This is a genomic window from Cryobacterium sp. M25 (assembly GCF_002929635.1).
GTDB lineage: Bacteria > Actinomycetota > Actinomycetes > Actinomycetales > Microbacteriaceae > Cryobacterium > Cryobacterium sandaracinum.
The window spans coordinates 25,067-47,711 of sequence record NZ_PJJU01000056.1 but is presented as its reverse complement, the minus strand read 5'-3'; the positions used below and the strand labels follow the sequence as shown (position 1 = coordinate 47,711).

At 62.8% G+C, this 22,645-nt stretch carries 33 protein-coding genes and 1 pseudogene; all 34 read left to right on the top strand.

Annotation, left to right across the window (positions count from 1 at the left end; translation table 11 throughout):
- Window positions 1-17: 17 nt before the first annotated feature.
- Window positions 18-572 carry a PilW family protein gene (locus tag CXY81_RS12200; RefSeq protein WP_104194979.1) on the top strand — a complete coding sequence of 185 codons (555 nt, stop codon included), beginning with the start codon at window positions 18-20 and terminating at the stop codon, window positions 570-572.
- Window positions 563-2,029, top strand: a complete 1,467-nt coding sequence (locus CXY81_RS12195; RefSeq protein WP_158252058.1) for a hypothetical protein — start codon at window positions 563-565, stop codon at window positions 2,027-2,029. The genes CXY81_RS12200 and CXY81_RS12195 overlap by 10 nt, the downstream gene beginning before the upstream one ends.
- A 1-nt stretch (window position 2,030) precedes the next feature.
- Window positions 2,031-2,291 (top strand): annotated as a pseudogene (locus CXY81_RS17555) (prepilin peptidase); the annotation flags it as partial.
- A gap of 51 nt (window positions 2,292-2,342) precedes the next feature.
- Window positions 2,343-2,840: an A24 family peptidase gene (locus CXY81_RS17550; protein WP_369828390.1), complete on the top strand. Its 498-nt coding sequence runs from the start codon at window positions 2,343-2,345 to the stop codon at window positions 2,838-2,840.
- A 37-nt stretch (window positions 2,841-2,877) separates the two neighbouring features.
- Entirely contained in the window at window positions 2,878-3,927 is a 1,050-nt protein-coding gene (gene pilM, locus CXY81_RS12185) for a type IV pilus assembly protein PilM (RefSeq protein WP_104194976.1), read from the top strand.
- Window positions 3,924-4,589 (top strand): hypothetical protein, encoded by a 666-nt coding sequence (locus CXY81_RS12180; RefSeq protein WP_104194975.1) that lies wholly within the window; start codon window positions 3,924-3,926, stop codon window positions 4,587-4,589. Before pilM ends, CXY81_RS12180 begins: the two co-directional genes overlap by 4 nt.
- A 41-nt stretch (window positions 4,590-4,630) precedes the next feature.
- Entirely contained in the window at window positions 4,631-5,347 is a 717-nt protein-coding gene (locus CXY81_RS12175) for a hypothetical protein (protein WP_146067688.1), read from the top strand.
- A 94-nt stretch (window positions 5,348-5,441) separates the two neighbouring features.
- The gene (locus tag CXY81_RS12170) at window positions 5,442-6,410 is read left to right on the top strand and encodes a hypothetical protein (protein WP_104194973.1); all 969 of its coding nucleotides are present in this window, start codon (window positions 5,442-5,444) and stop codon (window positions 6,408-6,410) included.
- Window positions 6,411-6,471: 61 nt separating this feature from the next.
- Window positions 6,472-6,981, top strand: coding sequence for a DUF6121 family protein (locus tag CXY81_RS12165; protein ID WP_104194972.1), 510 nt, complete (start codon window positions 6,472-6,474; stop codon window positions 6,979-6,981).
- A gap of 61 nt (window positions 6,982-7,042) precedes the next feature.
- Entirely contained in the window at window positions 7,043-7,699 is a 657-nt protein-coding gene (locus CXY81_RS12160) for a spermidine/putrescine ABC transporter substrate-binding protein (RefSeq protein WP_104194971.1), read from the top strand.
- 323 nt (window positions 7,700-8,022) lie between these two features.
- On the top strand, window positions 8,023-8,397 hold the full coding sequence (gene rpsL, locus CXY81_RS12155) for a 30S ribosomal protein S12 (RefSeq protein ID WP_055811472.1): 375 nt from the start codon (window positions 8,023-8,025) through the stop codon (window positions 8,395-8,397).
- On the top strand, window positions 8,397-8,867 hold the full coding sequence (rpsG, locus tag CXY81_RS12150) for a 30S ribosomal protein S7 (RefSeq protein ID WP_066597688.1): 471 nt from the start codon (window positions 8,397-8,399) through the stop codon (window positions 8,865-8,867). Before rpsL ends, rpsG begins: the two co-directional genes overlap by 1 nt.
- 105 nt (window positions 8,868-8,972) lie before the next feature.
- Window positions 8,973-11,087, top strand: a complete 2,115-nt coding sequence (gene fusA / locus CXY81_RS12145) for an elongation factor G (protein WP_104171752.1) — start codon at window positions 8,973-8,975, stop codon at window positions 11,085-11,087.
- 143 nt (window positions 11,088-11,230) lie between these two features.
- Window positions 11,231-12,424 carry an elongation factor Tu gene (gene tuf / locus CXY81_RS12140; RefSeq protein ID WP_104171753.1) on the top strand — a complete coding sequence of 398 codons (1,194 nt, stop codon included), beginning with the start codon at window positions 11,231-11,233 and terminating at the stop codon, window positions 12,422-12,424.
- A 135-nt stretch (window positions 12,425-12,559) separates the two neighbouring features.
- On the top strand, window positions 12,560-12,790 hold the full coding sequence (locus CXY81_RS12135) for an Rv0909 family putative TA system antitoxin (protein ID WP_134511889.1): 231 nt from the start codon (window positions 12,560-12,562) through the stop codon (window positions 12,788-12,790).
- Between the two features lie 203 nt (window positions 12,791-12,993).
- On the top strand, window positions 12,994-13,257 hold the full coding sequence (locus tag CXY81_RS12130) for a hypothetical protein (RefSeq protein ID WP_104194969.1): 264 nt from the start codon (window positions 12,994-12,996) through the stop codon (window positions 13,255-13,257).
- Between the two features lie 123 nt (window positions 13,258-13,380).
- Window positions 13,381-13,974 carry a hypothetical protein gene (locus CXY81_RS12125; RefSeq protein WP_146067687.1) on the top strand — a complete coding sequence of 198 codons (594 nt, stop codon included), beginning with the start codon at window positions 13,381-13,383 and terminating at the stop codon, window positions 13,972-13,974.
- A gap of 534 nt (window positions 13,975-14,508) precedes the next feature.
- A complete protein-coding gene (gene rpsJ / locus CXY81_RS12120) occupies window positions 14,509-14,817 on the top strand; it encodes a 30S ribosomal protein S10 (RefSeq protein WP_035834607.1) in 309 nt (102 codons plus the stop codon).
- A gap of 8 nt (window positions 14,818-14,825) precedes the next feature.
- Window positions 14,826-15,485, top strand: coding sequence for a 50S ribosomal protein L3 (rplC, locus tag CXY81_RS12115; protein WP_104100970.1), 660 nt, complete (start codon window positions 14,826-14,828; stop codon window positions 15,483-15,485).
- A gap of 4 nt (window positions 15,486-15,489) precedes the next feature.
- On the top strand, window positions 15,490-16,140 hold the full coding sequence (gene rplD / locus CXY81_RS12110; RefSeq protein WP_104100969.1) for a 50S ribosomal protein L4: 651 nt from the start codon (window positions 15,490-15,492) through the stop codon (window positions 16,138-16,140).
- Window positions 16,140-16,442: a 50S ribosomal protein L23 gene (gene rplW, locus CXY81_RS12105; RefSeq protein ID WP_104171757.1), complete on the top strand. Its 303-nt coding sequence runs from the start codon at window positions 16,140-16,142 to the stop codon at window positions 16,440-16,442. Before rplD ends, rplW begins: the two co-directional genes overlap by 1 nt.
- Before the next feature lie 25 nt (window positions 16,443-16,467).
- Window positions 16,468-17,307: a 50S ribosomal protein L2 gene (gene rplB / locus CXY81_RS12100; protein ID WP_104100967.1), complete on the top strand. Its 840-nt coding sequence runs from the start codon at window positions 16,468-16,470 to the stop codon at window positions 17,305-17,307.
- Between the two features lie 9 nt (window positions 17,308-17,316).
- Complete coding sequence (gene rpsS / locus CXY81_RS12095) at window positions 17,317-17,598, top strand: 30S ribosomal protein S19 (RefSeq protein ID WP_104100966.1); 282 nt, start codon at window positions 17,317-17,319, stop codon at window positions 17,596-17,598.
- A 26-nt stretch (window positions 17,599-17,624) separates the two neighbouring features.
- Window positions 17,625-17,990 carry a 50S ribosomal protein L22 gene (gene rplV, locus CXY81_RS12090; RefSeq protein ID WP_104100965.1) on the top strand — a complete coding sequence of 122 codons (366 nt, stop codon included), beginning with the start codon at window positions 17,625-17,627 and terminating at the stop codon, window positions 17,988-17,990.
- On the top strand, window positions 17,990-18,751 hold the full coding sequence (gene rpsC / locus CXY81_RS12085) for a 30S ribosomal protein S3 (protein WP_104100964.1): 762 nt from the start codon (window positions 17,990-17,992) through the stop codon (window positions 18,749-18,751). Before rplV ends, rpsC begins: the two co-directional genes overlap by 1 nt.
- Before the next feature lie 2 nt (window positions 18,752-18,753).
- A complete protein-coding gene (gene rplP / locus CXY81_RS12080; protein WP_104100963.1) occupies window positions 18,754-19,173 on the top strand; it encodes a 50S ribosomal protein L16 in 420 nt (139 codons plus the stop codon).
- Window positions 19,173-19,511 (top strand): 50S ribosomal protein L29, encoded by a 339-nt coding sequence (rpmC, locus tag CXY81_RS12075; RefSeq protein WP_104171758.1) that lies wholly within the window; start codon window positions 19,173-19,175, stop codon window positions 19,509-19,511. Before rplP ends, rpmC begins: the two co-directional genes overlap by 1 nt.
- Window positions 19,512-19,513: 2 nt before the next feature.
- Complete coding sequence (gene rpsQ, locus CXY81_RS12070; RefSeq protein ID WP_104100961.1) at window positions 19,514-19,813, top strand: 30S ribosomal protein S17; 300 nt, start codon at window positions 19,514-19,516, stop codon at window positions 19,811-19,813.
- Window positions 19,814-19,846: 33 nt separating this feature from the next.
- Complete coding sequence (gene rplN / locus CXY81_RS12065; RefSeq protein ID WP_104100960.1) at window positions 19,847-20,215, top strand: 50S ribosomal protein L14; 369 nt, start codon at window positions 19,847-19,849, stop codon at window positions 20,213-20,215.
- Between the two features lie 3 nt (window positions 20,216-20,218).
- Entirely contained in the window at window positions 20,219-20,578 is a 360-nt protein-coding gene (rplX, locus tag CXY81_RS12060; RefSeq protein WP_104171759.1) for a 50S ribosomal protein L24, read from the top strand.
- On the top strand, window positions 20,578-21,180 hold the full coding sequence (rplE, locus tag CXY81_RS12055; protein WP_104194967.1) for a 50S ribosomal protein L5: 603 nt from the start codon (window positions 20,578-20,580) through the stop codon (window positions 21,178-21,180). The genes rplX and rplE overlap by 1 nt, the downstream gene beginning before the upstream one ends.
- Window positions 21,181-21,298: 118 nt before the next feature.
- A complete protein-coding gene (gene rpsH / locus CXY81_RS12050) occupies window positions 21,299-21,697 on the top strand; it encodes a 30S ribosomal protein S8 (protein WP_104100957.1) in 399 nt (132 codons plus the stop codon).
- 6 nt (window positions 21,698-21,703) lie between these two features.
- Window positions 21,704-22,240 (top strand): 50S ribosomal protein L6, encoded by a 537-nt coding sequence (gene rplF / locus CXY81_RS12045; RefSeq protein ID WP_104100956.1) that lies wholly within the window; start codon window positions 21,704-21,706, stop codon window positions 22,238-22,240.
- Window positions 22,241-22,242: 2 nt separating this feature from the next.
- On the top strand, window positions 22,243-22,614 hold the full coding sequence (rplR, locus tag CXY81_RS12040; RefSeq protein WP_104171761.1) for a 50S ribosomal protein L18: 372 nt from the start codon (window positions 22,243-22,245) through the stop codon (window positions 22,612-22,614).
- The last annotated feature ends 31 nt before the right edge of the window (window positions 22,615-22,645 follow it).

Below are 22,645 nucleotides of genomic sequence, written 5' to 3'. Positions count from 1 at the left end.
CCCGTCTGCGGTCACGATTGGCCGTCGCTGAATCAGGATTCACCCTGATTGAACTCCTCGTTGCGTCATTCGTCTCCATTCTGGTTCTGATTTTGGTTGGCAGCCTGCTTACCAATTCGATGCGAATCGAACGCGACACCCGCACAGTTGCAGAGGCCACAGATCTTGGCCAACTTGTGGCCCGGACGGTTCAGTCCGGCGTCAGGAACGCTTCGAAAGTGAGTCTCGCCAATACCGGCAACACCCAACTCCTTAGGGTTCGCACGGCGGGCAGGGAGGAAACGCCCTCATGGTTGTGCCAGGCCTGGTACTACACACCGGACGCCGGCGGTGCCCTGTACATGAAGGTGACCTCGCCTGCTGCGCCAATTCCGACTCCCACGACTACGACTCTCACCTCCTGGACCAAACTCGGCGACGGTATTAACCCCGCCGGCGCTCAGGTCTTCACTTCGGTCCTCGGACTCGTCACCCTCGATTTCACGGTGAGAGCGGGCGGAAGCCCGCCGATTCCCATCAAGTCGACCGCAACCACGCGAACCCTGGAGACGGAGAGCACGCCGTGCTTCTAAAGACTCGACCAGACCCGGGCCAACCGAAGGATCACGGCAGCGCGCTCATCGCCGTCATTGGGGTAGCAGCTATCCTGATGATTCTCGGCCTCAGTCTCGCGGCTGTCACGACGCACTCGCTAGGTACCACGAGCTCGACTCGCGCTGGAATTCAGTCAGTCGCGGCGGCAGAGAGCGGGGTGAATGCCGCCATTGTCGCCCTGCGCGGAGGAACCTGTTCGGCAAGCTATGTTTCGACGGCCACGGTACCTGGATTCGGCTACGCAACCTCATACTCCCTGAGTGCGACGGATAACTCCTGGGTCGACGGATGCCCTGCTTCTGTCGTGCAGGCAAAGCGCCTCAAGGTGACTTCGACCGGTTATGCGTCTTCGAAAGGAGTGGCAGGCATCACTGGCGGCGACAAGAGCATCGTTGAAGCGACCTTCACCTACGTTCCGGCAGTGCTGCCAGGAGTGCCGTCGACGGGAGCTGCGATCTACATGTACGGGGGCGTGGTCTTCGCGAACAACGGCAATCTGGTTGTCTCGCAAAGCGGTACGGCCGCCATTCAGATTAAGAACGGCAGCCTCTCCTGTTCGAACAATACGGTGATCCAGGGTGACGTCACGGTTCTCGGGGGCGACCTGGACATCAATGCGTGCACCATTCGAGGCAACGCTTGGACTTCGGGCGCTGCCTCGCTTGGGCACATAACAGGGAATCTCACCGCGACAAACACCGCCGTACCGACCGGCAGTTCATCGCTGCCCGGCGTCGACGGCGCATACACGCGGAATGGTGCGCTGCCTCCGGTTCCAGGTTGGGTGGATTTCACCTACCTTGCGTCGAATTGGGTGGATTCATCCGGAAACCCGTACACGCCGTACACACCCACGCCTGACGGGTCGGGCGTATGTGAACTGACGCCCTCCGTGTTGGCCGCCGCGTCAGCCAACCGGCCCCCGGCGAGAGCTGCCTACAACGCCCCGATTATCATCAACGGCCTCGGCTGCTCGGGGGGAGTGACGGCCACGGGAACGGTTAATCTGACCACTAGCGTCGCGGTCTTCGCACCTGAATACAACTTCAACAACAACGTCGGTTTCAAGTCCTCGACCACAGAGCAGCGCCAACTGTGGTTCATAACGCCCGATAACACCCCTAATGGTCTGCCCACATGCGGGACAGGTCAGGGCGATTTCACCATCAATAACAGTTTTGACATTGATCAGGTGAACACGGCCGTGATGGTGTACACACCGTGCAGGTTTGTCGCCAAGAACAGCTTCAAGTGGCGCGGGCAAATGTACGCGAACGGGGCGAACGACTTCAAGAACAACACTGGCTTTGAGTTTGTCGGGCTCGGACTACCCGGCGTCGACTTGAACACCGGTGTCACGACCCCGGGTGGATCGGCGGGGACCGCGGCGAAATTCAAGGAAATGCTCACGATGCGCGATCGTGCGGTTGGGTAGCATGTTAGCCGTTGCCGGAGGAGGGCTTGGGCTGCTGATCGGCTCCTTCCTCAACGTCGTTATCTTCCGCGTACCCGCTGGCCGATCAATCGTCTCCCCCCCCAGCGCCTGTGGCTCCTGCGGCGCCGGCATCCGCGCTTGGGATAATGTCCCCGTCCTTTCGTGGATTCTTCTGCGAGGTCGGTGTCGAGATTGCGCTGCGTCAATCTCCGCTCGATACCCGCTTGTCGAACTGGGCACAGCCCTGTTCTTCGCTGTTGTAACCAGTCATTTCGCCAGCCAGGTATTCGTGGGTCAGGGCGTTGCATCCGCAGTGTTCGTGCTCGCTGCTTTCCTTTTTCTGGCGGCGGTTAGCGTCACTCTCGCCCTCATCGACCTTGACACCCGCACGCTACCGAACCGCATTGTAATGCCCAGCTACCTGACAGGATTCGTGCTGCTCGGCGGCGCTGCTGTCACTGGCGGAAACGCGAACGCCCTGTTGAGGGGAAGCATCGCCCTTGCCATCTTGTTTGCCGTCTACCTGACTCTCGCCCTCATCTCCAAAGGTGGAATGGGCTTCGGAGACGTCAAGCTGGCCGGCGTGCTCGGGTTATTTCTGGGCTATCTCGGCTGGGGGGAACTGATAGTTGGGGGTTTTGCTGCATTCTTACTTGGGGGGCTTTTCGGCATTGGTCTCCTGCTCACACGACGAGCAAGTCGCAAGAGTGGGATTCCGTTTGGCCCCTGGATGCTGGCTGGAGCTTGGATAGGCATTTTATTCGGGCGCCCTCTATGGAACGGCTACCTGTCCATCCTTGGCTTCGCGTAGGAAAGATCATCGTGTGCATCACAGAGAGCAGGATCCAGTGGCATCGAGCGTTGTAGGGATTGACATCGGCAGCCTCGCGCTTCGGGCCGTGGAATTGGTCGACCCGGCCAAGGCGAAGCCGACTTTGCTGCGGTACTTCGAGGTTCCCTTGCCCGACGGTGCCGTCAGCCGCGGGGAGGTGATGGAGCCGAATACCGTCGCGGGCGCACTCAAACAGTTGTGGTCCCAGGGCGGATTCAAGTCGAAGGACGTCGTGCTCGGGATGGGAAATCAACGTGTGCTCGCCCGCGACCTGACCGTTCCGAAGATGTCGCTGAAACGCATCCGTGAGTCATTGCCCTTTGAAGTGCAGGACATGCTTCCGGTCCCCGTTGCGGACGCCCTGCTTGACTTCTATCCCATCTCTGAGTCGACCGGGGAGAACGGGCCGGTTGTCAACGGTCTGCTCATAGCAGCCGTGAAAGAAGCTGTGTTGGGCAACGTCAAGGCCGCCCAGCTTGCCGGGCTGACAACGGTCGACGTTGACCTTATTCCCTTCGCGCTCAGCCGGGTGCTGGTGTCTCGCCCGCAAATCACGGGTACGGTAGCGCTCCTGGATCTGGGGGGAAACACCAGCAGCGTCGTGATCGTCAAGGATGGTGTTCCACAGTTCGTGAGGATCATCCCAACAGGCGGCAACGACCTCACGGAGGCTCTCCGCAATGGGCTTGCAGTGGACGTGGTGCAGGCCGAATCGATCAAACGGACCCGGGGATTAGCCACGGGCGCCGTCCTGCCGGCGGACCAACCGGCAATCGAGATCATCTATCAGGTGACGAGCGAACTGCTGACGAGCCTCCGCAACACCATCAACTACTACGGAAATACCCGACCGACTGATCAGGTGCAGCGGATTTTACTCAGCGGGGGAGGATCGCTGCTCAGTGGCTTTGCCGCTGCGTTGGCGGAATTGACGCACTTGGACGTGTCGATGGCGGATCCGTTCTCGACGGTGTCTTTGGCCCGTTCGATTGACGAGGACGCACTGCGAGGAAGTAGCTCAGCGTTCACTGTCGCGCTGGGCCTTGCGTTGGGGAGCGCGGCATGAGTGGCGACAAAAGCAAAGAGACACTGGTCATCGGCGGCGAACCGCGGGTAGACCTGCTTCCGCTCGAGGTCCGCAAGGAACGCACAGCAAAGGGCACGCGCAGGCGCCTGGCTCTCAGCGTTGTGGGCCTGCTTGCTATCGCGATTGTCGGCTCTGTCGCGGCATCGACCTTGTCTTTACAAGCTCAAACGCGCTTGGCGGACGAGCAGGCGCTTACGGCCGGCCTCTTGGTTGAGCAGTCCGAATACATAAAGGTCCGGAACGTGCAAGACCAGGTCACCCTCGTCGAGGCGGCTCAGCAGGTTGGCTCTTCAACGGAAATTGACTGGAAGAAATACCTTGAGAACGTTCAAGCGACCCTGCCCGCGGGAGTGACGATTGACGCGATAACCGTTGATTCGGCCTCGCCGCTCGCGATCTATGACCAGCCGACCCTGCCACTCCAGGGTGCGCGCGTCGCAACGGTTGGCTTCACCGCGACAAGCGCGGTTCTTCCCGACGTTCCAACCTGGCTGAACGCGCTCGCGACGTTGCCAGGGTATGCCGACGCTCTCCCGAGTTCGGCCAACCTGGACGAGGCAACCAATACCTACAAAGTGAATATCACTATGCACATCAACGATGCCGCCTTCTCGAAGCGCTTCGCGACGGAAGTGAAGTAGCCATGGACAAGAATCGGCTCTGGCTCATCGGTTCCGCGCTGATGATGGTTCTCGTCGTTGCGCTCGGCTGGGTCGTTGGCATCCAACCCCAGGTTGCTGCGATCTCAACTGCGAGCGATCAGCGTGTATCAGTTGAGCAGACGAATGCGGGCCACCGGGCGTTGCTGACAAAGCTCAAGGAGGATTTCAAGGGAATCGACAACCTCAATCAGGAGCTCGCTTCTTTGAGTAAGTCCGTTCCGTCTGGTACCAACGCGCCTGACTACGTTGATCAACTCGACGCCCTCGCGAGCGCGAACCAGGTTGCTCTGAAGGGCCTCACGATCGCCGACGCGGAGGCCTACACGCCGGTTGCGCTTGTGGCCCCCGTTGCGTCGGCGGCTGAAGCCGGGGCCCCAGCGCCCAGCCCGGCCCCAACGGCAACGCCGAGTCCGACTGCCGCGCCGGGATCCCCGCCGGTAACCAATCCGGGCATAACGGCAGCGAACTTTGCGTCGCTCTCGGTTCAGATCACTGTGTCCGGGACCTACAGCAACGTACTCAAATTCGTCAACGGACTGCAGACGGGCCCGAGACTATTCCTCGTGACTGGTTTGACCACGACTGCTGCGACGGAGAGCTCGGTGCCGGTTGACAGCACAACGGAAGCGAAGCCGTCTGCTGCATCCGGAAACGACAGGCTGGTCGACGGGTCGATCTCGGGCCTCATCTACTCGATCGTGGCCTCATCTGCCCCGACAACTGTCACCGGAAAATAGGCATGCCCTGCCCGGTCGAGCCTCCCTCGGCTGGGGGGTTCGCATTGCTACAGTTGCATCTGACAGTCACGGCCTAGGCCACAAGGAGCGCACCATGAGCGACACAACGTCCCCTGAGGGCAACCGCAACCGTAACAACGACCCGAATCCTGAACCGGTCGACTACGCCGGCCACGAGGAGCGCACGGATGCCCCCGACTACACCGGCACCGGCTCCCACTCCGCTCCGGCCGAGTCCGGCGACGCGACCGATGCTGCCGCTGAGACACCGGCGCACTACCCGGCCACCCCCGTCGGCGAGCCGATCTCCTATGACACCCCCGCGACCTCCCGCGAGCCCGCGACGCCCACCTACGTGCCCGCCGCCTCCGTGAACATCGCCCCGGTGAACACCACCGCCGAGACCCGGCGCATCGAGCCGGTCGAGAACCCGGCTGCGACCCCATCAGAGGCCCCACCCGCCGAGGCCTATGCCCCGACGAACACCACGGCGCAGCCCCCCGTCTACATCCAGGCGCCGACCGCTCCCCGCTACAAGAGCAACCGCGGCCCCGGCGTGCTGATCGCCCTGCTCTCTACCGTCATCTTCGCCGCCCTCTACGCCGTGGTCGCGTTCGTGCTGTCCGGCATCGGCAGCTTGTCCATTGCGGACACGGCCTCGAAGTTCACCGACTTCATCGTGCTGCCCATCTTCTACGTGCCGGTCATCTTCTTCTTCGTCGCGTTCGCCCTTCTGGTGCTGATCGTGAACCGCGGCGGCTGGTGGGCCTACGTGCTCTTCGGCTTCCTGGTGGCCGTGGCCGTATACTTCTCCTACATCGGTGCGGCGCTGTTGAGTGTGCAGGCCTGGAACTTCACGCCCGACCAGGCGGCGCGCTTCATCAGCCAGCAGTGGCTGAACCCGGGGGCCATCGCCGCTGCGGTCGTCGCCCGCGAGGTGCCGATCTGGGCCGGCGCCTGGATCGCCCGCAACGGCCGTGCCGTCACCGAACGCAACACTGCAGCGAAGGCCGAATACGACCGCGTCCTCGCCGCCGGACCGCAAGGCATTCGCAGCAACTAGTCGGTCGACGCCCGGCGCTCAGCGTGCCGGGCCCCAGCAGGTACGCCATCAAGGGGGAGCGATGCGAAATTACCAGAAGTACGCGACGGTCGTCGCCGTCTTCGCGGCAGTGCTCCTTGCCGCGCTCCTCGTCGCCGCCTTCGGAATGATCAGCCTGCTGACCGACACGGATGTCATCAGTGACCCCAACGCCGGACCTCTCGTCGGCCCGTTCATGACCGCCGCCGCCGTGGTGCTGGTGTTCACCCTGATGCTGCTGCTCGGGCTGCGCACCAGACCGGAGAACCAGCGGATCGCCGTCGGGTACTCCCTCGGCACCGGGGTCGCCGCGCTTGTCGTCTTCGTTCTGGTGGGCGGGGTGCTCTACGCGCTCGGCACCGGGGTGCCGGCCGACACCGCCGGGCTCCCGGGCGATAGCGTCGGGTTCGCAGCCTCCGTGCTGCTGGGCCCGTTCGCGGTGACCACCGGCATCCTCTCCTTCATCGTCACCCTGCTCTACTCGCTGGTCCTCGCCTCACGGATGCCCGAACGCGGCCCCCCGAAATGGCCGTGGGAGCAAGGCGAAGACTGAAACACCGCCGGCCTGAAAGTCGCTGACTGCGGAGCACTCCGATCGGGTACCCTTGACTTTCATGGGCGGTTCCATCGAGTTGCGGGTCAGCCAACAGGTTGACGACTGGCTCAACTGGCTGCCTCGCTGGCGCCCGGGCACGCATCGCGGCCGCTCACGCCTGTGCCGCACCTGCTTCGGGTCGCCGGTCATCGCCGCCGCCGGCCTGGCCACGGATGTCCCGCACGCCGTGCAGCACGCCCTCGCCATGCGCCTGAAGCACCTGATCGACGCCGAGGTCGACGAGTTCACCGAGACGCACCTTCCCCTGCTGCTCCGGGAGATCCGCCTGAACGAGGAGCGCAAGCAGGCCGCGTTGACCTACCGCCCCGCTGAGGGCCTCGACCCGGCCTACACCGGCCTCGACCTTGACCCGCCGGCACCGCCCGACGCCCCCTACCTCTTCACGTTCGCCGAACTCGCCCGGCCAGAGGCATCCGTGGCCCTGCCCGTTGACCCGCTTCCCTTGACCAACGAGGAGAAGGCGGCCATCCGCGCCGAGGTCACACGCGCCGACGAACACGCGGCGCTCGTCGGCGGTCGGGTCTGCGCCGAACTGTCCCGGCACCGTGAACGGATGCGCAGCGCTGTCACCGAATTCGTCGAACCCTGGGTGATCGCTCTCCTCGCCGACCTCGACACCGCGCTCGATTCCCCGCTCTGGCCGCACGGCCCCTGAACAACACCTGAACGAACCCCTTGGGCCGCGTGATCCATTTGACCCAGCGGTCACCCCCGGGATATCCTCTGAAGGTGTGCGCTTTGTCGTGCGCTTGAGTCATGCCACCGCGATCTTGTCGTGCCGCACCTTAGGCGCCTTGATGTGGCACTCACACAGGGTGTGCTCTCCGAGCAGCCCCCACGGCATACCCACTACGGCTCGCGAAACCCATTCCGCGTGTTTCGGTGGGTCCAGATGAACTCGATTGGGCCGGAAACGGAGCGATTCGAATGCTAACCATCAATGAGCTGTCACCGTGCAGCACAAACAAGGAGTAATTAGTGCCCACCATTCAGCAGTTGGTACGAAAGGGCCGCAGCCCCAAGGTCACCAAGACCAAGGCGCCCGCCCTGAAGTCCAACCCCCAGCAGCGCGGCGTGTGCACCCGTGTTTACACGACCACGCCGAAGAAGCCGAACTCGGCCCTCCGCAAGGTCGCCCGCGTCAAGCTGTCGAACGGTACCGAGGTCACCGCCTACATTCCCGGCGAGGGTCACAACCTGCAGGAGCACTCGATGGTGCTCGTCCGCGGTGGTCGTGTGAAGGACCTCCCCGGTGTTCGATACAAGATCGTTCGCGGCGCACTGGACACCCAGGCCGTCAAGAACCGCAAGCAGGCTCGTAGCCGCTACGGCGCCAAGATGGAGAAGAAGTAATGCCTCGTAAAGGCCCAGCGCCCAAGCGTCCCGTTATCGCTGACCCGGTATACGGCGCCCCCATCGTCTCCCAGCTCGTCAACAAGATCCTCCTCGACGGCAAAAAGGGCCTCGCCGAGCGCATCGTTTACGATGCACTCGAAGGCGTCGTTGCCAAGAACGGTGCGGATGCCGTCGTCACCTTGAAGAAGGCACTCGACAACGTGCGCCCGACCCTTGAGGTGCGTTCGCGCCGCGTCGGTGGTTCCACCTACCAGGTGCCCGTCGAAGTCAAGCCGCACCGCGCCAACACCCTGGCTCTGCGCTGGTTGACCAGCTACGCCAAGGCTCGTCGCGAGAAGACGATGACCGAGCGTCTCACCAACGAAATCCTCGACGCATCCAACGGCCTCGGCGCCGCTGTGAAGCGCCGCGAGGACACGCACAAGATGGCCGAGGCGAACAAGGCCTTCGCTCACTACCGCTGGTAGTCGCGCTCCGGAATCCGGGCTTGTCGAGAGCAGATCTCGATGGGCCCGGCGACCGGATGCTCTGTTTCGCCCCAAGATCCACAAGCAAACTTCCGGAGGACCCCCGTGGCACTTGACGTGCTCACCGACCTGAGTAAGGTCCGCAACATCGGCATCATGGCTCACATTGATGCCGGCAAGACCACCGTCACTGAGCGCATCCTGTACTACACGGGTGTCAATCACAAGATCGGCGAGACGCACGACGGCGCCTCGACCATGGACTGGATGGCGCAGGAGCAGGAACGTGGCATCACCATCACGTCTGCCGCGACGACCTGTTTCTGGGCCGCAAACCAGATCAACATCATCGACACCCCCGGCCACGTCGACTTCACCGTTGAGGTGGAGCGTTCGCTCCGCGTCCTCGACGGCGCCGTCGCAGTGTTCGACGGCAAGGAGGGCGTTGAGCCCCAGTCGGAGACCGTCTGGCGCCAGGCCGACAAGTACGACGTGCCCCGCATTTGCTTCGTCAACAAGATGGACAAGCTCGGCGCCGACTTCTTCTACACGGTCGACACCATCGTCAAGCGCCTCGGCGCGAAGCCGCTCGTCATCCAGCTGCCCATCGGCGCCGAGAACACCTTCGAAGGTGTTGTCGACCTCGTCGAAATGCGTGCACTGACCTGGCGCGGCGACTCCAAGGGTGACGTCGAGATGGGCTCCAAGTACGCCATCGAAGAGATTCCGGCCGACCTTGCCGAGCAGGCCGCGGAATACCGCAAGCTGCTCCTCGAAACCGTCGCCGAGACCGACGACGACCTCATGGAGAAGTACTTCTCCGGCGAAGAGCTCACCGTCTCCGAGATCAAGCACGCGATTCGGGGGCTCACGGTCTCTAGCGAGATCTATCCGGTCCTCTGCGGTTCCGCGTTCAAGAACCGCGGCGTTCAGCCGATGCTTGACGCAGTCGTCGACTACCTCCCCACCCCGCTCGACGTGCCGGCCATTGAGGCCCACGACGCGCGCGACGAGGAAAAGGTCATCATGCGTCACCCCGACGCGACGGAGCCGTTCACGGCCCTCGCGTTCAAGGTCGCCGTTCACCCGTTCTTCGGTCGTCTGACCTACGTTCGCGTGTACTCCGGTCACCTTGACTCCGGCGCCCAGGTCGTCAACTCGACCAAGGGCAAGAAGGAGCGCATCGGCAAGATCTTCCAGATGCACGCCAACAAGGAGAACCCGGTGGCCTTCGTGACCGCCGGTCACATCTACGCGGTCATCGGCCTCAAGGACACCACCACAGGCGACACCCTGTGCGACCCGAACGCGCAGGTCGTGCTCGAGTCGATGACGTTCCCTGACCCGGTCATCGAGGTTGCGATCGAGCCGAAGACGAAGCAGGATCAGGAGAAGCTGGGTCTTGCGATCCAGAAATTGGCCGAAGAAGACCCGACCTTCCGCACCGAGCAAAACCAGGAAACTGGTCAGACGGTCATCAAGGGAATGGGTGAACTTCACCTGGACATCCTGGTCGACCGGATGCGTCGCGAATTCAACGTCGAAGCCAACGTCGGTAAGCCTCAGGTCGCCTACCGCGAGACCATCCGCAGGGCGGTCGAGCGTCACGACTACACGCACAAGAAGCAGACCGGTGGATCCGGGCAGTTCGCGAAGATTCAGATCGCGATCGAGCCGCTCGAGATCACTGCCGAGAAGAGCTACGAGTTCGTCAACAAGGTCACGGGTGGCCGCATCCCCCGGGAGTACATCCCCTCGGTGGACGCAGGAATCCAGGATGCGCTGCACGTTGGCGTCCTGGCCGGCTACCCGATGGTGGGCGTCAAGGCAAGCCTGCTTGACGGCGCCGCGCACGACGTCGACTCCTCGGAGATGGCCTTCAAGATTGCCGGTTCGATGGGCTTCAAGGAAGCCGTTCGTAAGGCTGACCCTGTTCTGCTCGAGCCGCTGATGGCCGTCGAGGTTCGTACGCCCGAGGAATACATGGGCGACGTCATCGGCGACCTCAACTCCCGTCGTGGACAGATCCAGACCATGGAGGACGCTCAGGGAGTGAAGGTAATTCGCGCCAACGTGCCGCTGTCGGAGATGTTCGGATACATCGGTGACCTGAGGTCGAAGACCTCGGGCCGCGCGGTGTACTCGATGACCTTCGAGAGTTACGCGGAGGTCCCCCGGGCCGTGGCCGAAGAGATCATCCAGAAGAACAAGGGCGAATAGCCTGAGGCTTCCGGTCTCTCCGGGCCTTCGGGCCCAAATCGCTTCGGCCTCCCGGCCCGAGTAGCATAAGTACACAAATCCAGCAGTTTCACCGGCCGCAAACCAGCGGTCGATGGAGCCATGAGTCCTGAGGAGGACCCACAGTGGCCAAGGCCAAGTTCGAGCGGACCAAGCCGCACGTAAACATCGGAACGATCGGTCACGTTGACCACGGAAAGACCACGCTGACTGCAGCGATCTCCAAGGTCCTTGCCGACACGTACCCGTCCAAGACGAACGTTCAGCGCGACTTTGCGTCGATCGACTCTGCTCCGGAAGAACGCCAGCGCGGTATCACGATCAACATCTCGCACGTTGAGTACGAGACCGAAAAGCGTCACTATGCGCACGTCGACGCACCGGGCCACGCTGACTACATCAAGAACATGATCACCGGTGCTGCTCAGATGGACGGGGCGATCCTTGTGGTTGCCGCTACTGACGGCCCGATGGCTCAGACCCGTGAGCACGTTCTGCTCGCGAAGCAGGTCGGCGTGCCGTCCCTGCTCGTGGCCCTGAACAAGTCCGACATGGTTGACGACGAAGAGATCCTTGAGCTCGTTGAGCTCGAGGTTCGCGAACTCCTCTCCGCCCAGGGCTTCGACGGCGACAACGCTCCCGTCGTGCGCGTTTCCGCACTCAAGGCGCTTGAAGGCGACGAGAAGTGGGTCGGCAACATCCTTGAGCTCATGAAGGCTGTCGACGACTACTTCCCGGAGCCCGTCCGCGACAAGGACAAGCCCTTCCTGATGCCGATCGAGGACGTCTTCACGATCACCGGTCGTGGAACCGTCGTCACCGGCCGCGCCGAGCGTGGAACCCTCAAGATCAACTCCGAGGTCGAGGTTGTCGGCATCCGCCCGACCATCAAGACCACGGTCACGGGTATCGAGATGTTCCACAAGCAGCTCGACGAGGCATGGGCCGGCGAGAACTGTGGCCTTCTTCTTCGTGGCACCAAGCGCGAAGACGTCGAGCGCGGCCAGGTTGTCGTCAAGCCGGGTTCGGTCACGCCGCACACCGACTTCGAGGGCACCGCGTACATCCTGTCCAAGGATGAGGGCGGGCGTCACAACCCGTTCTACGCGAACTACCGCCCGCAGTTCTACTTCCGCACCACGGACGTCACCGGCGTCATCACGCTGCCTGAGGGCACCGAGATGGTCATGCCCGGCGACACCACCGACATGAACGTCGCGCTGATCCAGCCGATCGCCATGGAAGAGGGCCTCGGCTTCGCCATTCGTGAAGGTGGCCGCACCGTCGGCGCCGGAACGGTGACCAAGATCATCAAGTAGTTCCCTTCAGAAAATGGGGTCGGTCCTTCGGGGCCGGCCCTTTTTTTCGTCCCCGACTTGCGGGGCCAGTTGATCCCGAATCGTCCAGGAACTAGCCTTGAAATGAACCTCAACCGCCCCGGATCGGAGCACCCCGTGAATTTCAACGACATCAGCCGCAAAGCGCAGGAGTTCCTCAAAACAGAGAAGGGCGAGAAGATCGCCGACAAGATCCTCGACGGGGGCGCCGCCGCCGCGAACAAGGTCACCGGCAACAAGCACGCCGACAAGATCAAGGATGCCCGAGCGGCGGCGGACAAACACCTCGGTCGCGGGGACGGTCCGACCGACCGCGACGCTCGAGGCACTGGCCCCGACGGCAGGTAACCGCTGGTCGAGCTCACTTCGGTGACCGAGCGCACCGTGGCGCGGGTCGTGCGCCGGTTCGCGCGTGGCATGCCACCTGCGAACGGGCGCAGCACCCGCGCATCGGGATGCGCCCCGTTCTCCACAGGCGGGTTGCCCGGAGGGGAGTGTGCAGATCCCTGTGGCGACGCGGTGCTGGGGACGCAACAGTGCACAGTGGGCGGATGCCTGACTCACCTGAAGAGCACGTCTCACCCAACGGCCTGCTCCTCGCGGCCGATCTCCGCAGGGCCTTCGGCGTCGACCTCCGGCTCCGCCGCCAGGCGGAGAGGGGCGAACTGCACAGGCTCGCTCGCGGCCAGTACATGGACGCCGCCGAGTGGGCGGCGCTGACCCCGGACCAGCGGTATGCAGCCTGTGTGCGCGGCGCAGCAGACACGCGCCAGACGGAACATGTGATCTCCCACCGGTCCGCGGCTGTCCTGTAGGGACTCCCCACTCTCGCCGGCTGGCCGCCCGAGGTCCACTTCCTCACCGAACGCACCCGCGGCGGCCGCTCAACGCCGGGTATCCGCAAGCATGCATTGGGACTCGACACGCGGGATATCGCCGTGGTGAACGGACTCCTGGTCACCAGCGTCGAACGCACGGTCGTCGACCTCGCCGCCACTCTGGATCTGAAGTCCGCGGTCGCCATGGCCGACCGGGCCATTGCGGTGGATCGCAGGGGGCGCATTCTGCCTCTGACCACCAGAGCCAGGCTGCGTGAGACCTGGGAAGGGTTGCTTCCCTTCCGCGGGCCCGTGCGGGCGCGGGCAGTGATCGACTTCTCTTCGACGCTGTCCGGTTCCCCCAACGAGTCCGGAAGCCGCGTCAACGTGGCGCTGAACGGATTTCCGGAGCCGGTGCTGCAGCATCCGTTCGTCGTCGAAGGCAAGACCGTCTTCACGGACTTCTACTGGATCGACGAGGACTCGGTGGGGGAGGCCGACGGCAAGGGCAAATACTTCGACCCCGTGATGCGAGGCGGTCGCACCACCGCCGAGGTGGTCTACGACGAGAAACGCCGTGAGGATGGCGTGCGGCGCCAGGTGCACGCGTTCACCCGGTGGGACTTCCCGGTCGGGATGAGTCAGAGCCGGCTGCGCACTCGGCTGCTGCAGTTGGGGCTGCCGATCGGGCGCCCGCGACTCCAGTTTCGGTGAGGTGCCGGTGGTGCGCGGGTGTTGCGCCGCTGCGCTGGTGGCGTGCCCCGCGCGGAGCGGCGCAGCACCCGCGCGAGGCGTGAATGGTGGCGGCGACGCGCCCGGGGCGAGAGCCGGCCGAGCCGCGGAACGACGCGGATGTGGCGACACGCCGCCCGCGACACGCCCGGGTTGCACAATGACCCAACCCTGTGGCAGACTCTTCTAGTTCAACACTTTCGACTGCCGCGCTGCACGCGGTGTCGGGATCACTGCCAGGCAGTGCATAGCTTGTGCCGTTCGCCGTGAAAGGCGCCAGGTGCACAGTTAGGCCGCGGGTAGCAGAACATAGCTCAAACCAACAGCCGGGAAAGCTGGGTAAATCCATGCCTTCCCCCACGCGCGAGTGTGGAGAAGCGGGTTGGCTCGGCATGACCGCTCCGCGGCCCTGCCGAAATTGACAGATGAACAGTGGTGCGACAGCAGCAGTGCTACTACGGCGTCCAATGCAGCCCCTCGGGATGTACGAAGCCTTGACAAGAAAGCGAGTTCGACATGGCGGGACAGAAAATCCGCATTCGACTTAAGTCGTATGACCACGAGGTCATCGACATCTCGGCGCGCAAGATCGTCGACACAGTGACCCGCGCGGGTGCGACTGTCGTCGGCCCCGTGCCGCTTCCGACCGAGAAGAACGTGGTGTGTGTCATCCGTTCCCCTCACAAGTACAAGGACAGCCGGGAGCACTTTGAAATGCGCACCCACAAGCGTCTGATCGACATCATTGACCCGACCCCGAAGGCTGTCGACTCGCTCATGCGTCTCGACCTGCCGGCCGACGTCAACATCGAGATCAAGCTCTAGGGCCCGCGATGTCTTACTCAGATACCAAGACCACCAAGGGTCTCCTCGGCAAGAAGCTCGGCATGACGCAGGTGTGGGACGAGAACAACAAGCTCGTTCCCGTCACCGTCATCGAAATCTCGCCCAACGTTGTCACCCAGATCCGCAGCAAGGACATCGACGGTTACGCTGGCGTCCAGATCGCTGCAGGGGCCATCGATCCGCGCAAGGTCAACAAGCCTTCCGCCGGACACTTCGAAAAGGCAGGCGTCACGCCTCGCCGTCACCTCACCGAGCTCCGCACTGCGGATGCCGCTGACTACACCCTGGGCCAGGAACTCACCGTTGACGGTGTGTTCGCTGCCGGTACCAAGGTCGACGTCATGGGCACCAGCAAGGGCAAGGGTTTCGCCGGTGTTATGAAGCGTCACAACTTCAAGGGTGTTTCCTCCTCTCACGGTTCGCACCGCAACCACCGCAAGCCCGGTTCCATCGGTGCTTCCTCGACCCCGAGCCGTGTCTTCAAGGGCATGCGCATGGCCGGTCGTATGGGTGGCGAGCGCGTCACCGTGCTGAACCTCAAGGTTCACGCCGTGGATGCCGAGAAGGGCCTCCTGCTGGTCAAGGGTGCCGTTCCCGGCGCCAAGGGCCGCCTCGTATTCGTCCGCAATGCAGTGAAGGGAGCCTAGTCGTATGACTACCTCACTCGATCTCATCGACGCCAAGGGTAAGAAGGCCGGCTCCGTTGAGTTGCCCGCCGAAATCTTTGACGTTCAGACCAACGTCCCGTTGATCCACCAGGTCGTCGTCGCGCAGCTCGCTGCCGCACGTCAGGGAACTCACAAGACCAAGCGTCGTGGCGAGGTTTCCGGTTCCGGCCGCAAGCCGTTCAAGCAGAAGGGAACCGGTCGCGCTCGTCAGGGCTCGATCCGCGCCCCTCAGATGACCGGTGGTGGAATCGTCCACGGACCGACCCCGCGTAACTACGAACAGCGCACCCCCAAGAAGATGATCGCGGCAGCACTGCGTGGATCCCTTTCCGACCGCGCCCGTGGTGACCGCCTGCACGTCGTGACCGCACTCTTCAGCGCCGAGACGCCCAGCACCAAGGGCGCCATCGAGCTGCTCAGCCAGATCGCCAGCAGCAAGCACGTGCTGGTCGTCCTGGAGCGCACCGACGAACTGACACTGCGCAGCATCCGCAACCTGCCGACGGTGCACGTTCTGCCGTGGGACCAGCTGAATGCCTATGACGTTCTCGTCAGCGACGACATCGTCTTCACCAAGGGCGCGTTCGACGCGTTCGTGGCGAGCAAGACCAAGAAGGAAGAGGTGTCCGCATAATGGCTACCCCGATCAACAAGGATCCCCGCGACGTCATCCTCGCTCCGGTCGTCTCTGAGAAGAGCTATGGCCTGATCGACGAAGGCAAGTACACCTTCATCGTGGACCCGCGCTCGAACAAGACCGAAATCAAGCTCGCGATCGAAAAGATCTTCAAGGTGGAGGTCGCTTCGATCAACACCATGAACCGCATCGGCAAGACGCGTCGCACGAAGTTCGGTCAGGGCAAGCGCAAGGACACCAAGCGTGCCATCGTCACGCTCAAGTCCGGTTCCATTGACATCTTCACGGCCGTCGGCTAAGCGGCGCGGACTAGAGGAATAAGAAATGGCTATTCGTAAGTTCAAGCCCACGACTCCCGGTCGTCGCGGTTCATCTGTTGCAGACTTCGCAGAGATCACCCGCTCCACGCCGGAGAAGTCCCTGCTTCGCCCCCTGTCCAAGACCGGTGGCCGTAACAACCAGGGTCGCATCACCACCCGTCACATCGGTGGTGGACACAAGCGCCAGTACCGTCTGATCGACTTCCGTCGTAACGACAAGGACGGCGTCAACGCCAAGGTTGCTCACATCGAGTACGACCCCAACCGCACGGCGCGCATCGCGCTCCTGCACTTCATGGACGGCTCCAAGCGCTACATCATCGCCCCGAACAAGCTGAACCAGGGCGACATCGTAGAGTCGGGCGCCGGTGCTGACATCAAGCCCGGCAACAACCTGCCGCTGAAGAACATCCCGACCGGTACCATCATCCACGCGGTCGAACTGCGTCCGGGCGGTGGCGCCAAGATGGCCCGCTCCGCCGGATCATCCGTTCGCCTCGTTGCGAAGGATGGCATCTACGCCCAGCTGCGCCTGCCGTCCGGAGAAATCCGCAACGTCGACGCCCGCTGCCGCGCCACGATCGGCGAGGTCGGCAACGCCGAGCAGTCGAACATCAACTGGGGCAAGGCCGGCCGGATGCGCTGGAAAGGCGTTCGCCCGACCGTTCGTGGTGTCGCCATGAACCCGGTCGACCACCCGCACGGTGGTGGTGAGGGTAAGACGTCCGGTGGACGTCACCCCGTCAGCCCTTGGGGCCAGAAAGAAGGGCGTACCCGCCACCCGAACAAGGAAAGCGACAAGCTCATCGTTCGTCGCCGTACCGTCGGCAAGAAGCGTAAGTAGGAGTAGACGATGCCACGCAGTCTCAAGAAAGGCCCGTTCGTTGACGACCACCTGCTTCGCAAGGTTGTCAAGGCGAACGAAGCCAGCAGCAAGAACGTAATCAAGACCTGGTCGCGCCGTTCGATGATCATCCCCGGCATGCTCGGGCACACCATCGCCGTGCACGACGGACGCAAGCACATCCCGGTGTTCGTCACCGAGAGCATGGTCGGGCATAAGCTCGGCGAGTTTGCGCCCACCCGCACCTTCCGTGGACACGTGAAGGACGACAAGAAGGGCCGTCGCCGCTAACGCGGGGACGTGAAGGAGGATAAGAAATGGTGGAGTCGATCGCACGCGTGCGTCACATCCGCGTTACCCCCCAGAAGGCTCGTCGCGTTGTCAACCTGATCCGCGGCAAGCAGGCCTTCGAGGCCCTGGGAATTCTGAAGTTTGCGCCGCAGGGCGCGAGCGACCCGGTGTACAAGCTGGTTGCCTCGGCAATCGCCAACGCGCGAGTCAAGGCTGATGCAGCCAACACCTTCCTCGACGAGCAGGACCTGTTCGTCAGCCAGGCGTTCGTTGACGAGGGTACGACCCTCAAGCGTTTCCAGGCCCGTGCACAGGGTCGCGCATTCCAGATCAAGAAGCGCACGAGCCACATCACGGTTGTGCTCGCCACTCCTGAGGAGGGTACGAAGTAATGGGTCAGAAAGTAAACCCCTATGGCTTCCGTCTGGGAATCACGACCGACCACGTGTCGCGTTGGTTCTCTGACAGCACGAAGCCGGGCCAGCGTTACAGCGACTTCGTCGCTGAAGACGTCAAGATCCGCCGCCTGTTGAGCACCAGTCTCGACCGCGCCGGCGTGTCCCGCATCGAGATCGAGCGCACTCGTGACCGCGTTCGCGTCGACATCCACACCGCCCGTCCGGGCATTGTGATCGGTCGCCGCGGCGCGGAGGCCGAGCGCATTCGCTCCGACCTCGAGAAGCTCACCGCCAAGCAGATCCAGCTGAACATCCTCGAGGTGAAGAACCCCGAGGTCGACGCTCAGCTGGTCGCTCAGGGCATCGCCGAGCAGCTCTCCGCTCGCGTGGCATTCCGCCGCGCGATGCGTAAGGGCCTGCAGGGTGCCCAGCGCGCCGGTGCCAAGGGTGTTCGCATCCAGGTCTCCGGTCGCCTGGGTGGCGCCGAGATGAGCCGTTCGGAGTTCTACCGCGAAGGCCGTGTGCCCCTGCACACTCTGCGCGCGAACATCGACTACGGGTTCTATGAAGCCAAGACCACCTTCGGCCGCATCGGCGTGAAGGTCTGGATCTACAAGGGCGACATCACCAACAAGGAACTCGCTCGCGAGCAGGCCAACGCTAAGTCGACCCGCCCCGAGCGTCGTGACGACCGACCGCGTCGTGCGCCCCGCGCAGAGGCAGCGGCACCGGTTGCAGCAGGAGTTGAGGCATAACCATGTTGATTCCACGCAGAGTCAAGCACCGCAAGCAGCACCATCCGGGCCGTACCGGCCACGCAACCGGTGGTACCGAGCTGTCGTTCGGTGAGTACGGCATCCAGGCCCTCACGCCCGCCTATGTGACCAACCGTCAGATCGAGTCCGCTCGTATCGCGATCACCCGTCACATGAAACGCGGCGGCAAGGTCTGGATCAACATCTACCCGGACCGCCCGCTCACCAAGAAGCCGGCCGAAACCCGCATGGGTTCCGGTAAGGGTTCCGTCGAGTGGTGGGTTGCCAACGTCAAGCCCGGTCGCGTGCTTTTCGAACTCAGCGGTGTCACTGACATCGTCGCAAAGGAAGCGCTGACCCGCGCTATCCACAAACTGCCCTTGAAGGCACGCATCATCAAGCGCGAGGAGGGCGACGCATAATGGCGATCGGATCCAAGGAGCTCGCCTCAGTCGAGCTCGACACTTTTGAAAACGAGCGGTTGTTCGATGAGCTGAAGAAGGCGAAGGAAGAACTCTTCAACCTTCGCTTCCAGTCGGCCACCGGCCAGCTCGAGAGCCACGGCCGCCTCCGCGCGGTCAAGCGCGACATCGCTCGCATCTACACGATTCTCCGTGAGCGCGAGTTGGGCATTCGTCCGACTCCCGCACCAGTTGAGGCTCCGGCCAAGGCTGAGAAGAAGACCAAGAAGGCAAAGCCTGCAGTGGAGTCCGTTGACGACTCCGCTGCGGCCGACGCCGCCCAGACGAAGGAGGCCTAGTCATGGCGAAGACTGACGAAAAGGTCGTCGCTGCCGAGGCTGAGGCTCTCGTTCGCGGCTACCGCAAGACGCTGCGTGGTTACGTGACCAGCGACAAGATGGACAAGACCATCGTTGTCGAGGTCGAAGACCGCGTGAAGCACCCCCTGTACGGCAAGGTCATCCGCCGTACGTCCAAGCTGAAGGCTCACGACGAGGCGAACATCGCCGGCGTCGGCGACCTGGTCCTGATCAGTGAGACCCGTCCGCTCAGCGCCTCCAAGCGCTGGCGCCTGGTCGAGATCCTCGAGAAGGCCAAGTAAGCCTCGCGCTTACTTGATAGAAGGGTATAAAAAGTGCTTCAGCAAGAATCACGACTCAAGGTTGCCGACAACACGGGTGCCAAGGAGCTGTTGACCATTCGCGTGCTCGGCGGCTCCGGCCGTCGCTACGCAGGCCTCGGCGACACCATCGTCGCCACGGTCAAGGACGCGATCCCGGGCGGCAACGTCAAGAAGGGCGACGTCGTCAAGGCCGTCGTCGTTCGCGTCAAAAAGCAGACCCGTCGTTCAGACGGTTCGTACATCAAGTTCGATGAGAACGCCGCAGTGATTTTGAAGAACGAAGGTGACCCCCGCGGCACCCGAATCTTCGGACCGGTCGGTCGCGAGCTTCGCGACAAGAAGTTCATGAAGATCATCTCGCTGGCACCGGAGGTTATCTAAATCATGGCCAGACTCAAAAAGGGTGACCTCGTAGAGGTCATCACCGGCCGCACCCAGGCCCGCGGCGGAGACCGTGGCAAGCAGGGCAAGGTCATTGCCATCCTGGTGGAGAAGAACAGGGTCCTCGTTGAGGGCATCAACTTCGTCACCAAGCACGTTCGCGTGGGCCAGACCCAGCGCGGCACCAAGACCGGCGGCATCGAGACCATGGAGGCGCCGATTCACGTGTCCAACGTGGCCCTCGTCGACCCGGAGACCAAGAAGCCGACTCGCGTCGGATTCCGCCTCGAAGAAGTAACGAAGGACGGCGTCACCAAGACGGTCCGCATCCGTTACGCCAAGAAGTCAGGGAAGGACCTCTGATGACCGACACTTCAGTTGCAGCAGCAGAAGCGCCCGTTGAGGCCGTCCTGCCGCGTCTCAAGCAGAAGTACCGCGATGAGATCATGGCCCAGCTCAGCAAGGACCTCGGCTTCACCAACGTTCACCAGATTCCGAACCTGGTCAAGATCGTCGTGAACATGGGTGTTGGCGAGGCAGCACGCGACGGCAAGATCATGGATGGCGCCGTCTCCGACCTCACCAAGATCACCGGTCAGAAGCCGCAGGTCACCAAGGCCCGTAAGTCGATCGCGCAGTTCAAACTGCGTGAAGGACAGCCCATCGGCACGCACGTCACACTTCGTGGCGACCGCATGTGGGAGTTCCTCGACCGGCTCCTGAGCCTGGCGCTTCCGCGCATCCGCGACTTCCGTGGTCTGAGCGACAAGCAGTTCGATGGCAGCGGTAACTACACCTTCGGTCTCACCGAGCAGGTCATGTTCCACGAGATCGACCAGGACCGGATCGACCGTATCCGCGGTATGGATATCACGGTTGTGACGACGGCCAAGAACAACGAAGAAGGCCGCGCGCTGCTCAAGGCGCTGGGCTTCCCGTTCAAGACGGCCGAAAACGCAAAGTAAACTAACTCTTTGGCTCTTGTAGTACAAATCCGGGGCTGGACAACCGTCCAGCCCCACCACGACCAAGGTCGTCACCCGTGTAACGGATGAACGAAACCAGGCGAGAAAGGCACCACAAATGACAATGACAGATCCGGTCGCAGACATGCTGACCAGACTGCGCAACGCTAACTCGGCGTTCCACGACACCGTGTCCATGCCGCACAGCAAGCTCAAAGCGAACATCGCAGACATTCTCAAGGCCCAGGGTTACATCTCGGCGTGGGATGTCAAGGATGCAGTGGTCGGCAAGACCCTCACGCTCAACCTCAAGTTCGGTCCGAACCGCGAGCGTTCCATCGTCGGCATCAAGCGGGTTTCCAAGCCCGGCCTGCGCGTGTACGCAAAGTCGACCGAAATCCCCACCGTTCTCGGTGGTCTCGGCGTTGCCATCCTGTCCACCTCCAGCGGTCTGCTCACCGACCGCCAGGCTGAGAAGAAGGGCGTAGGCGGAGAAGTTCTCGCCTACGTGTGGTAGCCGACAATGTCACGTATTGGAAGACTTCCCATCCCGATTCCCGCGGATGTCACGGTCGCCACTGAAGGCCAGCGCGTCAACGTCAAGGGTCCGAAGGGCGAGCTCGCGCTCACCGTCGCGAACCCCATCGAGGTCAAGATCGAGGACGGCCACGTCGTCGTCACACGCCCGAACGACGAGCGCAACTCGCGTTCGCTGCACGGTCTGACTCGCACGCTGATCGCAAACCAGATCATCGGGGTGACGGTGGGTTACACCAAGTCTCTCGAGATCGTCGGTACCGGTTACCGCGTCGCCCAGAAGGGCAGCTCGATCGAGTTCGCCCTCGGCTTCTCGCACCCGGTCCTCGTCGAGGCACCTGCCGGCATCACCCTCACCGTGGAGAGCGTCAACCGCCTCACGGTCGGTGGCATCGACAAGCAGGCTGTCGGCGAGGTCGCCGCCAACATCCGTAAGATTCGCAAGCCGGAGCCCTACAAGGGCAAGGGTGTGCGTTACGCCGGCGAGATTGTTCGCCGCAAGGCCGGAAAGAGTGGTAAGTAACCATGGGTCTCGGAACTAGAGGTAAGAGCAAGGCCGCTGCCCGCGGACGCAGGCATACACGTCTTCGCAAAAAGATCGAGGGGACCGCGCTTCGTCCGCGTCTCGTCGTGACCCGTTCGGCTCGCCACGTGTTCGTGCAGGTCGTCGATGACAGCAAGGGTTTCACCCTTGCTTCGGCGTCCACGCTCGAAGACGGTCTGCGCACCTTCGATGGTGACAAGACCGCCAAGGCCCGCAAGGTCGGCGAACTCGTCGCCGAGCGTGCGAAGGCCGCCGGCATCGACGCCGTCGTATTTGACCGTGGCGGAAGCAAGTACGCAGGACGCGTTGCTGCGATCGCCGATGGAGCTCGAGAGGGTGGATTGAACCTGTGAGCACTGAAACCGCTAGCACAGCAACCAAGGG